The sequence below is a fragment of the Clostridium cylindrosporum DSM 605 genome (assembly GCF_001047375.1).
In the GTDB taxonomy this organism is placed as follows: Bacteria; Bacillota; Clostridia; order Clostridiales; family Caloramatoraceae; genus Clostridium_AB; species Clostridium_AB cylindrosporum.
This window is the reverse complement of record NZ_LFVU01000020.1, coordinates 1-14,457: the sequence shown is the minus strand read 5'-3', so window position 1 is coordinate 14,457 and position 14,457 is coordinate 1. Positions and strand designations below refer to the sequence as shown.

The window sequence follows — 14,457 nt, the reverse complement described above, 5'->3', positions numbered from 1 at the left end:
GTATAAAGACAATTGAAAGCTATGGGTCAGATATAAGACAGTTTATAGAATATCTAGATATTAGGTGTTTAAATATAAAAGATATAGATATTGAAACAATAGAGAAATATAAAAAATATTTATTAAGAAATGGGCTTAAGGCTAAGACCGTTAATAGAAAACTAACATCAATAAATCAATTTTTAAAGTTTAATAATCATCAAGTAAAATATAAAAAGTTAAAGGAACAGAAACAAAATATTTTAAATGATGTACTAGAAAAAGAAGAAATAGAAAAGATGATATATTACTGCAAAGACAATATAAGAGATAAGGCTATAATGCTAACCCTATTCAAAATGGGACTAAGAGTATCAGAGTTATTGCAGCTAGTAGTAAGTGATACAAAGGGAAACAAAGTAACCATAAAAGGGAAAGGGGGAAAATATAGGAGTATTCCAGTACCTAAAGATGTAAAAAAACTATGGTTAGAGTACTTAAACATAAGAAAAGAAGTTAATACAAACAAGCTATTTATAGGAAAAAGAGGGGCTTTAAAAAGACAGAGTATTAATAAAATAATTCAAAAGTATTCCAGGAAAGCAAAAATAAAAAAAGAGAAGGCACACCCTCATAATTTAAGACATTCATTTTGTAAGGCATTAGCATCAAGTGGAGTTGACACTCTTATAATAGCTGACTTGGCAGGGCATGGTAGTCTTGAAACAACAAGGATATATACAAGACAAACGGAGAAAGAATTGCTTAATATCATGGAAATGATATAGGTATTATGTAACACAAAACTTTAATATAAAATAACGCAGTTACAGGGGGGAGAATAAAGTGGAGAAAAACTGTATTAATGAAACAATTATGAAAGAAATGTTGGAGAAATATTCAAGAAGAAAAGAGTTTAGAATTCAATTTTTAAAAGATATAATAGAAAATAAAATATTTTGTTTAGAATTTATAGATGAATTAATAAAACAAGTAAATGATATTAGTCCTGGATATATTGAAGGGTATGAAATGGAATTTTCGAATGAAAGAAGAAGTGTAATAAATGAAAAACAAGAAGATGATGTATATTACATATCCTTAAATGAAAGAGAAGAAAATATAAAGCTAGATATTATATTAAGAAACCAAGAGGAAGATATACTAATAGGAACGGTAGATTGTAATGTGAAGACATATGGTTCTCATGGGGAAAATCTCAATATAAAAATAAATTCTATAGAAATATATAAAGAATATAGGAACAGAGGATATGGTACTAGAGTTCTTAATAGCATACCACGTACATTAAGTCGTATATATAAAGGCAGAATAAGTAGAGTGGAAACTACTAGCGATATAATTCCATCAAATAAATATGAATTACATAAAAATACCTATTGCCAAGAACGTGAAATGATTGATAAATTTCTAGTAGAAAATAAATATGAAGACACTAATGAGTTGTCAGAAATTGGTGAGGGAATATATAAGCTTAATTTATATGAATTCAAAACTATAGATTATTATATAAATTCTTTAATAGACTCACTTTTTAAGATTATGAAAAATAAAGATAAAAATAGTGAAATAGAAAATTGCAAGAACATAATAGAAACGATATGTGATGATAGCTATATTTATGGAACTAAAGAAGAAAAAATATTAAGTTTAGAAAATATTAAAGAAAAAATAGAAAAGTATTATGAGCATTTAAAAATAAGAAGTGAATCTATTATATCTGCTTTTGATGAAATAAAAGAACTGTATAAAAAAATTAATATAGAAATTAAGTTTGGTGATAGTGTTAATGAGGTTGCTATAAAGTTATATTGTAAATACTTAACGTATGCAGGTGTATGTAAAGAGTTAGATAAAAGAGGATATGTAACATATGGAAAGACAGGTATAAAGAGAAAATATAATTCACCAGATGTTAAAGAAATGATAATTAATAATGATATAGCGAATGAGGAATTAAAAAATTATGTAGATAAATTAATTATAGCGAATAATGATATTAGATAATAAATATTTAGGTAAATATAAATAGATAGCAAGCATAGTATTTGGACACCCAAAGTTCCAAAATACAACTTTATAGGGAGAACCCTATACCCCTTAAGTTTTGAAAAACTTATAATAGTAAAAAGAGTTTTAATCCATTCACTTTAGAAGTACATAAATCAGATAACTAAAATTCCGTTATCGGGCAAACCGATTTCCAAACTTATAGTATGAGGTCTAGAAAAGTATTTTTTAATATTTCTCTAGACCTCATACTTAATAAACTAAATGAGGATAGTAAACTAAATGAGGATAGCAAGCACCGTATTTGTGTCCACAAATTGATACAAATACACTTGTTATGGAATTTTCTAATCTCAATAAACTTTACTCATATGCTACATTAATCCATATCCATCCATGATATATCCAGCGTTGTTAAATATCTTTTTACCAAGTTTCCAAGCCTACTTGGATAATTTAGTACTTTTCTGTAATCACTAAATCTATACTTAATCTTAGTTAAACTATCATTATGAAATGAGATTATGGATTTTATATTGTCATTATCAAACTCACGTTTAAAGTTTAAAAATACTGATACATACTTAGATATGTAGGTTTTACCAATAGTTGAATTAGTATCTTTACTATCATCTTCAGGCCAAATGAAAATATTTAAGTTCAATAGTTTTTTTAAAGTTTTATTATCCGAAAGAATTGAATAAACTAATTCTGCTTTCATAATATTATTATTATCATATATCTTTAGTTTTTTATTTAAATCTTTTAATTTGCCACGAGATTTAATATCTTCTATAGGCAATATTAAATCATATTTATCATCATTTTTTTGATAAGCACTTTCTAACAATTCTTTCTCTGAATCTATAATATCTGGACTGTTTAGTAAATTATTAATAATATTTTCGTCAATACGTCTAGGCATTTCTAAATATTTTTCTTCAAATAGAAAAGAGAATATACCTAATATAATATCTATTATCTGTAAGCCTATGTAATCTGTTGAATTAACTTGTGTACATTTATTAACTTTATAATTCAGACCTCTATATATTGCTTGTGCATTTAATTGTTCTTTTAATGTTTTTGGCAGTTGAACATGGCCATATATATTATCAATCATACTTTTACATTTTTTTATTTTATCATTATCATTTATTTTAGAGTTAGAAATTATAGAGTCAAATTTAGTATAGTTATATTCACTAAAAAATTCGGAGTTTTTATTTCCATATCCATCCCATTCATCGATATATATATCTACATCTTGAATATCAGTTATTGTTCTTAATACGCCATATACTAATCTTTCTGGAATCTTCATGTATAATAAATTACGTATTTTTAGTGGGGAAAGGTTCAACCTATCTCCTAAATTCAATGCATAATCATTGTTAACAATATATATATTAGTTTCTATAAAATCTAAAGAATATTTGAAAATATTTAAATAATAATCTAAAAGGCTAAGGTCAAAATCTATAAAATGAAGTTCACCTCTTAAGCCACTTTTTGACTTATATGCTTCTAACATTCTGCTGGATTGGTGATTTAATGCTATCACTCCATAATAGGAAAACATAGATGTAAATTTATCTAATTTATTTGATTCGTCAAAGTAAATCTCAATACTCATACTTACCTCCCTAATGTATTCTTGACATTGATAAATTTTAAAGTATATAATATACACATAACATACATCAAAAAGATGTATAACTTTTTATAAATCACGCATAATATAGTATATGAATATTTATAGTGTTAGCGTTCGCGATATCTAAATGTTCATAGACATTTTGGCATAGGTTATCTATATAGAATTTAACGTTCGTGATTTCTATATAAATAACAAAATAAATTTAAATTGTACGACTTTAATATAAACAGTATAGCACTTAGCGTTCGCAAAGCCTATATTGTTTATTGTTTAATTGATTATCTATATTGTATTTAGCGTTCGCGATTTCTATATGGATAGTAGAATGAAGAGTTAATTATTAGAAATATACTAATATATGTATCTAATAATTAACTTTTTATTTTTTATATTAGTATTTAACATATTTATATTAATGAATGTAAGGAGCAAAAATGCTCCTTTTTTTACTGGTTGTAAATATATCAAAAAACCATAATATCACTATGGTAATTTATATAAATTAGATAGTGATATTATGGTTTTTATATGGTAATTGAAGGTGTCAAATTCTTTTACAATTATCTTTACAGTTGTCTTTTAGTAAATTATAATTGACTGTATACCGATATAGCGACGTACGTTTGAAAGTACGTTTGAAAGTACGTACTAAAGTATATACTTTGGTACTACCTATAGTATTACCAGAAGTATACTTTAAGGTACTATGGTAAAAATAATAGTATAAAAAAAGTAAGAGTTTTGGCTAACTCTTACTAATGTTCTATAGACGACTGCAATCATCTATAGAAATAAATATTTAATGAACTCGATTAACAATAAAACTGCAAGTTTTTGTATAAAGTTAACTGTTATACTTTTTAAAACTTGCAAAGTTTTCTTCTTATTCAACTTGAATAAGAAGTTTTTTTTGCTCTTTTTTTGTATCTTTTTCTTCTTCAAGGTACTCTCCTCCTTCCTTTAAGGATAAGAGCTCCCTTATTTAACACATTTCTTTTATTCACTTCCCTTCTTCTTAGGTCTATTTAAAAATTATATTATAAGTATCTTAAGTAAGCAACATTATTAATTATGCTTTAGACATATTTTATTGTAATAATATACGCGTATCAAAACCTATACTTTATGAAACGATTTGATTGGTACGAGATTTCAATATATAGAGGGGTTTCAAAATGTATGAAAAATACTTGTGGTACGTATCGAAAGTGGTTTGACTTTATGGAACGCATTTGTTATGATTATAGTACCAGAAATAATAAGGAGTTTTGGAACTATGAAAAAGGTTGCGTATATAAGAGTTAGTACAAAAGAGCAAAACTTAGATAGACAAATACAGGCGATGAGAGAATTAAATATAGATGATAAATATATCTATGAAGATAAAGAAAGTGGCAAGGACTTTGAACGACTAGGTTATAAATATATGAAAAAATCACTTGAAAAAGGAGATTTGCTTATAATTAAATCTCTTGATAGATTAGGTAGGAACTACAATGAAATCATCAAAGAGTGGAATGAGTTGACTAAAGAAATAGGAGCAGATATTAAAGTTCTTGATATGGAACTTCTTGATACAACAAAACATAAAGACTTATTAGGAAATTTTATATCAGATTTAGTATTGCAGGTATTATCATTTGTGGCACAACAAGAAAGAGATAATATAAAGCAAAGGCAAAAGGAAGGTATAAAAGTTGCACAAGATAGAGGTGTTAGATTTGGTAGGCCAAGTTTAGAAGTTGATGAAGATAAATTCAAACAAGTTTATAATCAAGTTAAAGAAGGTAGTATAACATCAGTAAAGGCTATGGAAATACTAGGACTATCAAAAACAACATATTACAGAAGAATAAAGGAATATAAGAGTTAGTAAGAAAGAGCAAGTCTATAGCTTGCTTTTTTACTCTATAACAGGAATGTAAATAATTTACTTAAAAAGTTATGTAATATGTGAAAATATGCTATAATTCCCCTATAAAGGAGGTGAAGAAGTGGGACAAGTAAATATACAACAAGAGTTTGAAGAGACACAGGAAATAAGGTATATAAGCACTCTGCATAGAAATAGTAAAGGTTGGATTACTAAAGTTGAAAAGAATAAAGATTTTATACATAGACATTATAAGTATCTAGAGTTATTAAAGCAGAACTTTAACAAAGAAAATACTTATATAAGTATGAATACCTTTTATAGCACATATAGGCGATTAGAATATCTTAAAGAATTAAAGGCACATTTCATAGACTTGGATATTTATAATACACCGTTTACTAAAGAACAAGTATTAATGAACCTTGAAGAGAACTACTTTAATCAAAGTGTTCCAAGGCCTAACTTGATAGTTGATAGTGGAAGAGGACTATATTTGATATGGCTTATTAATTCAGTACCTAGTCAAGCATTGTCTTTATGGAAAGCAGTTGAAGAATATCTATATGAACAATTAAAAGAGTTTGGAGCAGATAGAAAAGCACTAGACCCAACTAGAATATTAAGAGTACCTGGAAGTATTAACTCAAAATCTAATACTAAAGTTAAAGTTATAGAAGAATTTAACTATATGTATGATTTAAGAGAAATACAAGAGGGATATCTACCAGAACTTACAGAGAGTAAGCAAAAGAAAAAAGGTAGACCAAGAAAGAAAGTATTTATATACAGAGAAAGAAGTCTATACCATGCTAGAATACAGGATATTATAAAACTATGCGAGTTAAGGAAATATAAATTAAAAGGACATAGAGAATTCATATTATTTCTCTATAGATATTATCTGTGCTATTTCCTAGATGACGTTGAGAAAGCATTAGATGATACTTTAGAACTTAATAGTATGTTTATACCTCCACTACAAGAAAGGGAGGTTATATCAGCAACTAGGAGTGCAGAAACTGTTTATCAAAAGAAGGACAAGCAGTATAAGTATAAAAATGAAACTCTTATTGATTTATTGAATATATCAGAAGAAGAACAAAGAGAAATGATTACAATAATATCAAATACAGAATATAAAAGAAGAAACAACGAGTATAACAAAAAGAAATATCATGATAAATTAAAAATAGAGGGTAAAATAAGTGAAAAAGAAAAGATATCACAAAGAAGGGAAAAAATAAAAGACCTTTTGGCCGAAGGTCTTAAAAGAAAAGATATATTATTACAACTGGATATATCTCTTAAAACTTACAAACGTGATATAAGTTTTTTAAAAGAACAGGGTTTAATATAACCTTGTTCTTTTGTATTATAAGGCATTTGTCTAGACAAAGTCTAGACATTTTACGAATATACGAACAAAAATAGGGGGGTCAAATTTTTTCAGCTTGTATTAGGGTACTTTAGTACCTGTTCTGGGTTTGTAGGATTAGTATATGAACTTATCTCTATTCCAACCCTTTTAGGGGGGTCAAATTTTTTCAGCTTGTATTAGGGGTACTTTAGTACCTGTTCTTACGATGGGGGTATCGACTAGCTTCATGGTATGAACTTACAGGGTCATTATCGCTATATTGTGCTATAATCTACACCTGGCATTATATTTTACGCAGCATTATATTTTACGCAAGAGGTGAGGCTATCTATGGATAAGGAATTACAACGAGATATAACTTTAGAAAAAATAAGACAAGACTTAGCTGGTGCTATACTGGATATTGGAGAAATAAAATATTATATAAAATCTTTAAATAAAGATTTAGAAGAAATAAAACAGAGCCAGGAAGTATTCCAAAAATTAGTTATGGAACAAATAGAAAAAATAAATCCTAATGTTAAAGATATCAAAAGAAGTATTTATAGGGTTGAACGAGCAACTGCTGAAAATTGGTCTGATATAGCAGATTTAAAACAAAAGGTTGATTAAATTATATAGGAGTAAGTTTTTGTTACTTGCTCCTATTATTATAATATTTATCTAAATTACAAAGGTATTATGATAGTATTACCGAATTGTATTATAAAGGTATTACTAAAGTAACATGGGGTGTATTTGTATGAATAGAGAAGATTTTAAAGGCCTTTCGGATATTGAAAGAGTAGATTTTTTTATGTCTGAATATAGAGAAGGGAATTTACATAGTGATATAGTTAAAAAGCATGGATTAGCTAAAAATACTGTAGCTGATACATTTAAACGTAATGGGTATTTATATAATAAATCTATAGGGCAATATGTGTTACAAAAGTGTGACGAAAGTGTTGCAACTATAGAGTGTTTAGAAAGTAATACAAAAGTAATACCCAATAAAGCAGTAGTACAAAAGAGTTATAATGATGTTACTTTAAAGGCTGAAATGATAAATACTATCTCCTGGGTAAAAGAGCAGCAAGAAAAACAACAGGAACAAGAACAATTATTTGAATGGATTAGAAAGCAAATTAATAATGAAAATATCATAGAAGTATGTAAGTTAGAGATAGATGAACAAGCTACAAAAGGAGAAGTTGTGGGAAGGACATTTAAGGCCTATAGTGATGTACTAGACAAGTTTAATAAATTTTGTGAAGGATATACATATAAGAAACAGGATATATTAAGCCAAGCTTTACTAGAGTTTTTAAATAAATACGATGGTTAATAAAAACTACTATTAATACATATAAATGCTATTACAGGGCAAATGGCGAAGAAATAGAGGCATTGTAGAGGTGGTTATATGGAGATAAAGAATAATCTTAAAAGCATTAGACATACGGAGCATGAAATGGATAGAAAGGACTTTGCAGAACATATAGGAGTAAAGTTTAAAACCTATTATGCTTATGAAAAAGGAGAAACAAACCCTAGTTTACTTAAAGCAATAGAAATTGCTAAGAAATTAAATAAACATATTGATGAGATATGGTACACCGATTAAGTACCATATTTTATTTTTTATAAATAAAATCCAGTTAGGGTGGAAACATTCCAGTATAGTGTGCATATATTACACTATATTAAGAATTTAAGAGAGGTTTTGATAATGTTATTTGAAACAATGCTATTAACTAAAATTGCTATAGGTGGAGTAGTAGGTTGTGGATTATTAAATGTGCTTTCCAAGGATGAAAGTAGTGGAGAACTAGCTACAAGCAAAATAGGTACTGTAGAGGATTTAAAAGGTTTAATAGGTGATAATGGCCTAAGACTAGGTAAGAAAATTCAACTTAATGAGGGAAAGACTAGGGAGCATATTATAGTTTGTGGTGCTACAGGGGAAGGGAAAACGACAAGTTTATTTTATCCTAACTTACTAACTTCAGATATACAAGGAAGTATAGTTGTAATAGACCCTAAGGGTGAACTTTATAGAGATACTTCACGATTCCAGGAGAGCATAGGGAGAACTCCTATACTATTTAATCCTTTAAGTCCCTTTGATAGTGCTAAATACAATCTACTAGCAGAGTGCAGAACTACATCAGAGGTTGTGGAGTTAGCACAGACAATATTATTAAACTCTTCTAAAGCTTTGGAGTTACAAAGTGGAACAAAAGCAGGAGGGATTGAGTGGCTTAATATGAGTTTACCTTTATTCGTATCAGCCTTGATATATGTGAAGTCAAAGGGAAGTCCAATAGATACCATTACAAGTGCAGCAAGATTAGTTATAAATCATGGAATAGAGGACTTAGATACTTTGTTAAGTAATTCAGATGAAGAGGAAGTTAGAGAACAATTCAATATATTTAAATCATGCTTAGAAAGCCCTAAAACAGCAAGTAGTATAAAAGTAACACTAAATAGTAGCTTACAGTTATTCATGGATAATAATATAATCCAATCTAGCAGTAGAACGGACTTTAATGCAAAGATGTTAAGGGATAAGCCTATATGTCTTTATATCAGCTATCCAGAGCATAAAAGCAACTATTTAAGCCCTTATATGGCAACATTCTTTACCCAATTAATAAATCAGCTAATGGAAACTAAAGGGCAATCAATAACTTTCCTTTGTGATGAATTTGCAAATATTGGAATGATTAACGGATTCACAACTATCATAAGCACTTGTAGAAGTAGAATGATAGGTTTTTTAATATGTCTCCAATCTACAAGTCAGCTTGTCCAAGTATATGGGAGAGATAATGCAAAGGCCATATTAAATAACTTAAAAACTAAATGTGTATTGCCTTCTATAACAGATATTGAAACACTGAATTATATAAGTGACATCCTAGGAGACACTCAAATAACCCTTAAGAACACATCTAAAAACAAAAGTAACACTACAGATAGCTACAATACATCTAAGAAAAGATTATTAAGTACAGATGAAATCAGAAGGCTAGGTAGTGATGAAATATTAATAATACCTCATAACAGACAACCTTTCTTAGATAAGCAGAATTTATATTATGTAAATAAAAAATACACATCAAGAGTAAGCCCAATAAGATAAAAATTAAATTATCAGTGCCACTTATGGCTACGAAGATTTTTATTATAGACTGAAAATTTAATAGTTAGTCAAGCCGAGCTGCAGGAGTAAACACCAGTAACAATAAATTAAAATCAAGCTTATTTGTTTCAATAGGTAAATGAAGGTTGTGTCATAGGGCTAAAGGTTAGAAGGTTGATGAAAGAATTTGTGTAACTTACTACGCATTTTTGCAAAATGCTGTAAGCCACAGGGGAAACCCCTTTGGAAACCCCATAAGCTATAACTCAAAAGTGAGGTGTAAATATCATGTTTAAAAAGATATGGAAGAAACTTAATACAAGATATTACCACATAAGTGAGGACAAAATGATTGAATTTGGTGAGGCATTTGAAAGAGAAATAAGAAAAGAATATGAGGATAAAATAAACAATCTACAGGAGCAGATGAAGAGGCAACAAGTTTATTTATGTAAATTAGAAAAAGATAATAGCTCATTAGTTACTAGTAACGATATATTAAAAAATAAAATGCAAATATTGGAGATAGAACTAGAAGAAAGTAAATATAAAAACAAGTCTAAAGGGAAAGAAAATAAAAAACATAAAGACCTAGCAGCAGAAATTTTCGGAGGTTAGAAAATTGAATTTTGCTATCTTTAGAATCGGTAATAAATTTAAATCTATACAAGAGGTTAAAGGCTTTGAAAGGCATACAGAAAGAAAGCAGTATACACCTAATGCAAACCTTAATATAGAAAATGAAATACTGATAGGTAGCACTAATATAGCAGAGGATGTTGAAAGATACATTGAAGGAATAAAGCTAAGAAAGAATGGAGTACTAGCAAGAGATTTATTATTAACTACAAGTCCAGCATTCATGCAGGAGGCAACAGAGGAGCTTAAGGAAGAGTGGATTAACAGGAATATTGAATGGCTTATAAAAGAGTTTGGGAGTAATATCATTTATGCAGCACTACACAAGGACGAAACCACATGGCATATACATTGCCTCTTGGTACCTAAATTCTATGATTCTAAAAGGGGTAGATATACTCTAAGCAATAGGAACTATTTTAACGGAAAACTGGCATTATCAGAGTGGCAAGATAAGTACTCTAAGACTATGGAGGAGTTTGGACTTAATAGAGGTTTAAAATGGTCTAAAGCTAAACATACAGACATTAAGACATTCTACAACCTAGTAAATAAAGAATTTAAGGAAAATGAGATAGATTCACTATGTGCTAAGGCTAAGAATGGAGAACTGTTAAGTATAAAGGTTAAGAGCTTACAAAAGACCTTAAATATATATAAAAACTATAACCAAAAGAGTGAAGAGGAGAAACAAGAAATCAAGAAACAGAATATAAACCTCTTCAACCAAGTAAAGGATATAAAAAAAGATAAAGAGATATTCAAAGAGTGCATAAAGACCATGTCAGACCTCTACAAGATACCACAGGAGCATATAAAAAAGGTATTAAACTATGTAACTGATAAGGCAACAGATAAGGAAAAAGGGAAAGATTTAGAGCTTAGTAAAAATAATTAAAAGCGAAGTGTAAGCTTATAGATTCCCTTTCCCCTTAATAACATATCCTAACCTAAATAAAATAATGATACAGGTGGCTTTGCCAAAATTTTTTATTAAAAATTTGAACCTGTATAATTATTTGATTAAGGTTATAGAGTAGCTAAGGGGGAAAGGAGCAGTCTGTATTATCATACCTCTATTAACTTTGAAAGGTGGTAGCCGATACCCCTATTAATCTATTGGAGGGTAAGTTTGAAAAAAGTAAAAGTTAAATTTACCAATAATGATAAAGAGTATCTTTTTACTAATGCAGAGGTTAGAAAAGGAATAGATTTAAGAAACAGTAAGGATATAATGTTTAGAGCTAATAGTAGTTATAAACTCTTAGAAAAGTACTACAAGGAAGCTAAAATAAGAGGTTACAAATATACATTTAAAGAATACTTAGATGCTGAAAGAATTAGTTATGTGGAAATGCCTAACATGATACTAGATATTAGTGAAATCCAGAGCTTAGCAATAGGGAATAATTATTACTATGATAATGAGAAGAAAGAAATATATGTAATTGAGTTAATAAAGAATAAGAAAAAGTCCTATGAAACTAAATTTATAGAGCAGTTAGATAATAAAATATTTGAATGGACTAGAAAAAAGATTGATTATGCAGAGGAAGTAAATTGTAATCTTGTAGCTTATAAAGAGAATGAGGATGATTGTGATAATATAAAGAAATTATATAAGATAAATAATAAATATAAAGTGATAGAAACAAATGAAGATACTGAATATCTGGAAGTTATATCTAAAGATAAATATAGTATTGAAGAAGTGAAAAAAATGTTTGATGTAAATTTAAAAGAGACAAGTTACTTAGAAGGGTTAAGAGCAGCAGCAGTATCAAATTATATTAATAATAACCAAAATAAGTTTAATATAAAAGTATGTGAAAGTGAATTTGTACTAGAAAGATAATAATTCACATATTGCAAAGAAAGAGTAGGTGTAAATCTACTCTTTTTTATTGCCTTTTATATTTATAATAAATTAGTCATTAGGAATATACTTACCCTTCTTGATAGCCTGTATTAATTTAGTGGAGCTATCATATTTAAGAGCAGTTTTCCTAATACCTATATCATTAATACTCTTTGATATCTCTTCAACTTGTTGCCTATTATACTTCTTAGGCTTTTTCCCTTTGCCATTTTTAACTATATGGTATCCAGTATCGCAAATAGAAATAGAGTAAGGGAATAAAAGTTTTTGCTTGTTATAAAAGTTTACTATATCAATAATATCCTGTTTTTTAATAAGAACATATTCACCATGAATTAAATTATACAATTCATTGTCCATTTTAAACACCTACCTTGTTTTCTTTTACAGTAAAGGAAAACGGTTGAAATGTAAATATAATTTATTTTTAATCGGCAGGGATATAATCAATTAAAGTTGATAAATTACACTTAAATACATTACATAATTTTATAAGCGTATCGATTTTTATACTGGAAATATCCTCCTCTTTATAGAGTTTATTAATAGAGTTACGACTCAATCCAGACATTTTCATAAGTTGAGAAATATCATCTACCTTATGTTCAGCCATCAATATTCTTAAATTACATTTAATCACTTAATCACCTCATTTATTAATATATAGTATTAAAATTTAACTCTATAAGGTTAAAAATACATTGTAATTCACTTTACAGGGTGGTATAATGTGGTCATAGAGTTAATAAATAACATTATATCATTAATTTTACAATAAGGAAATCAGTAGAGATAACACACGACAAAGTGAAGTCTAGATAACATAGGCTGCATTTAATTTCGCAGATTCAATAAAATATTTAGGAAGAAGGGATAAAATGTCTAATGATAAATTAATACAAATAGTAAATGAACTTGGAGCAAATAACGTAGTAAAGCTAAGAAGTAAGATAGAAAAAATAAAGAATAATAATGATTTTAGCAAATTAAAAAAAATACTAGAGATAAATTAGTTAGAGTTTATAAATAATTAAGGTTATAACAAAAAGTACATATACAAAGATGAAAGTACAGAGGAATAAAGAGTATCTAAGAAAGTTTTACTTAATTAAAATCTATAAGATATATTGGAATCTATGATAAAGGAGTATGCGACATATGGTCATGTACTCTTTTACTATATCTATAAATAAGACATTCATTTATCATATGTAATTAAAAAATATAAAAGTCGAAAAAAGACTGAATATGTAGAATGAAAAGTATTTCCCATAATAGAATTTAAGAGGATAAAAGTGATAAATTTTATTATTAAATGAGAATAAAGGGTAAGAAAAATAAAATATATAGTAAAATAGAGATAATATGGAGAAATAGGAGATATTATGGGGATAAAATTAAAAAAGAGCATAGTAACATAGTAATAAAGTTATGTAGCCAAAAAATAATAAATGATAAAGAAATATGAGGTTTAATATACCTTTCTAAAAGTAAAAAAATATTAATATAAATCACAAAATACTAGCACTCTGAAAACTAAGATATAAAAAGTTGCAAAAAAAAATATTTTATATAGGATTTAACTTAATTGGTAGTGTATAGACATTGAAAATACTAGCCTAGAGTATATTTGCTTTAATTATGTATACATAATAGTGAATTTAAATTCACTAAGAAATAAATTTTAAATAAGGGGAAAGGAGTGGTGCTAATATATGCAAATAACAGAAGAAGAAAAAAAGATAATTGATAGCTTATTAAAGAGAGTTACACAAAGATATAAGGATATTCTTGAAGAGTTTATAATGGAGCGTATAGATGAAGGACAGAGTATAAAGACAATTGAAAGCTATGGGTCAGATATAAGACAGTTTATAGAATATCT

Annotated in this window: 15 protein-coding genes; 12 read left to right on the top strand and 3 right to left on the bottom strand. The window is 27.7% G+C overall.

The genetic code is table 11. The features are described from left to right. Together CLCY_RS05455 and CLCY_RS05450 are read left to right on the top strand one after the other, a co-directional pair. A partial coding sequence (locus CLCY_RS05455) for a tyrosine-type recombinase/integrase (protein WP_048570122.1) occupies nt 1-767 on the top strand: 767 nt, incomplete at its 5' end. Between the two features lie 58 nt (nt 768-825). Next, nucleotides 826-2,007, top strand: a complete 1,182-nt coding sequence (locus CLCY_RS05450) for a hypothetical protein (protein WP_048570121.1) — start codon at nt 826-828, stop codon at nt 2,005-2,007. 382 nt (nt 2,008-2,389) lie between these two features. On the opposite strand, the gene CLCY_RS05445 is transcribed toward CLCY_RS05450, so the two are convergent. Continuing rightward, the gene (locus CLCY_RS05445; RefSeq protein WP_048570120.1) at nt 2,390-3,646 is read right to left on the bottom strand and encodes a DUF3800 domain-containing protein; all 1,257 of its coding nucleotides are present in this window, start codon (nt 3,644-3,646) and stop codon (nt 2,390-2,392) included. Nucleotides 3,647-4,946: 1,300 nt separating this feature from the next. Here CLCY_RS05445 and CLCY_RS05440 point away from each other — a divergent pair. From CLCY_RS05440 to CLCY_RS05400, 9 genes are all read left to right on the top strand, one after another. Next, a complete protein-coding gene (locus CLCY_RS05440; protein WP_048570119.1) occupies nt 4,947-5,543 on the top strand; it encodes a recombinase family protein in 597 nt (198 codons plus the stop codon). 121 nt (nt 5,544-5,664) lie between these two features. Then, nucleotides 5,665-6,903: a hypothetical protein gene (locus CLCY_RS05435; RefSeq protein WP_048570118.1), complete on the top strand. Its 1,239-nt coding sequence runs from the start codon at nt 5,665-5,667 to the stop codon at nt 6,901-6,903. A gap of 351 nt (nt 6,904-7,254) precedes the next feature. Continuing rightward, on the top strand, nt 7,255-7,536 hold the full coding sequence (locus tag CLCY_RS05430; RefSeq protein WP_048570117.1) for a hypothetical protein: 282 nt from the start codon (nt 7,255-7,257) through the stop codon (nt 7,534-7,536). Nucleotides 7,537-7,666: 130 nt separating this feature from the next. Next, nucleotides 7,667-8,251: a hypothetical protein gene (locus CLCY_RS05425; protein WP_048570116.1), complete on the top strand. Its 585-nt coding sequence runs from the start codon at nt 7,667-7,669 to the stop codon at nt 8,249-8,251. A gap of 78 nt (nt 8,252-8,329) precedes the next feature. Then, the gene (locus tag CLCY_RS05420) at nt 8,330-8,530 is read left to right on the top strand and encodes a helix-turn-helix transcriptional regulator (RefSeq protein WP_048570115.1); all 201 of its coding nucleotides are present in this window, start codon (nt 8,330-8,332) and stop codon (nt 8,528-8,530) included. 105 nt (nt 8,531-8,635) lie between these two features. Continuing rightward, the gene (locus CLCY_RS05415; RefSeq protein ID WP_048570114.1) at nt 8,636-10,054 is read left to right on the top strand and encodes a type IV secretory system conjugative DNA transfer family protein; all 1,419 of its coding nucleotides are present in this window, start codon (nt 8,636-8,638) and stop codon (nt 10,052-10,054) included. 288 nt (nt 10,055-10,342) lie between these two features. Further along, on the top strand, nt 10,343-10,672 hold the full coding sequence (locus CLCY_RS05410) for a hypothetical protein (protein ID WP_048570113.1): 330 nt from the start codon (nt 10,343-10,345) through the stop codon (nt 10,670-10,672). Between the two features lie 4 nt (nt 10,673-10,676). Continuing rightward, complete coding sequence (gene mobV, locus CLCY_RS05405) at nt 10,677-11,591, top strand: MobV family relaxase (protein ID WP_048570112.1); 915 nt, start codon at nt 10,677-10,679, stop codon at nt 11,589-11,591. Nucleotides 11,592-11,825: 234 nt separating this feature from the next. Then, nucleotides 11,826-12,548: a hypothetical protein gene (locus CLCY_RS05400; protein WP_048570111.1), complete on the top strand. Its 723-nt coding sequence runs from the start codon at nt 11,826-11,828 to the stop codon at nt 12,546-12,548. A 72-nt stretch (nt 12,549-12,620) separates the two neighbouring features. Here the strand turns inward: CLCY_RS05400 and CLCY_RS05395 are convergent, their stop codons facing one another. Beyond that, entirely contained in the window at nt 12,621-12,932 is a 312-nt protein-coding gene (locus tag CLCY_RS05395; RefSeq protein WP_048570110.1) for a hypothetical protein, read from the bottom strand. Nucleotides 12,933-12,999: 67 nt separating this feature from the next. Next, on the bottom strand, nt 13,000-13,212 hold the full coding sequence (locus CLCY_RS14155; RefSeq protein WP_048570109.1) for a helix-turn-helix domain-containing protein: 213 nt from the start codon (nt 13,210-13,212) through the stop codon (nt 13,000-13,002). Between the two features lie 238 nt (nt 13,213-13,450). Here CLCY_RS14155 and CLCY_RS14060 point away from each other — a divergent pair, with 238 nt between their 5' ends. Next, complete coding sequence (locus tag CLCY_RS14060) at nt 13,451-13,585, top strand: hypothetical protein (protein ID WP_278336145.1); 135 nt, start codon at nt 13,451-13,453, stop codon at nt 13,583-13,585. Nucleotides 13,586-14,457 lie beyond the last annotated feature (872 nt).

What these genes read in the sequence shown, in the direction of transcription:
- CLCY_RS05420 (WP_048570115.1), top strand. Translation starts at nt 8,330, where the DNA reads ATGGAGATAAAGAATAATCTTAAAAGCATTAGACATACGGAGCATGAA.
- CLCY_RS05410 (WP_048570113.1), top strand. Translation starts at nt 10,343, where the DNA reads ATGTTTAAAAAGATATGGAAGAAACTTAATACAAGATATTACCACATA.
- CLCY_RS05425 (WP_048570116.1), top strand. Translation starts at nt 7,667, where the DNA reads ATGAATAGAGAAGATTTTAAAGGCCTTTCGGATATTGAAAGAGTAGAT.
- CLCY_RS05395 (WP_048570110.1), bottom strand. Translation starts at nt 12,932, where the DNA reads ATGGACAATGAATTGTATAATTTAATTCATGGTGAATATGTTCTTATT.
- CLCY_RS14060 (WP_278336145.1), top strand. Translation starts at nt 13,451, where the DNA reads ATGTCTAATGATAAATTAATACAAATAGTAAATGAACTTGGAGCAAAT.
- CLCY_RS05440 (WP_048570119.1), top strand. Translation starts at nt 4,947, where the DNA reads ATGAAAAAGGTTGCGTATATAAGAGTTAGTACAAAAGAGCAAAACTTA.
- CLCY_RS05445 (WP_048570120.1), bottom strand. Translation starts at nt 3,646, where the DNA reads ATGAGTATTGAGATTTACTTTGACGAATCAAATAAATTAGATAAATTT.
- CLCY_RS05415 (WP_048570114.1), top strand. Translation starts at nt 8,636, where the DNA reads ATGTTATTTGAAACAATGCTATTAACTAAAATTGCTATAGGTGGAGTA.
- CLCY_RS05430 (WP_048570117.1), top strand. Translation starts at nt 7,255, where the DNA reads ATGGATAAGGAATTACAACGAGATATAACTTTAGAAAAAATAAGACAA.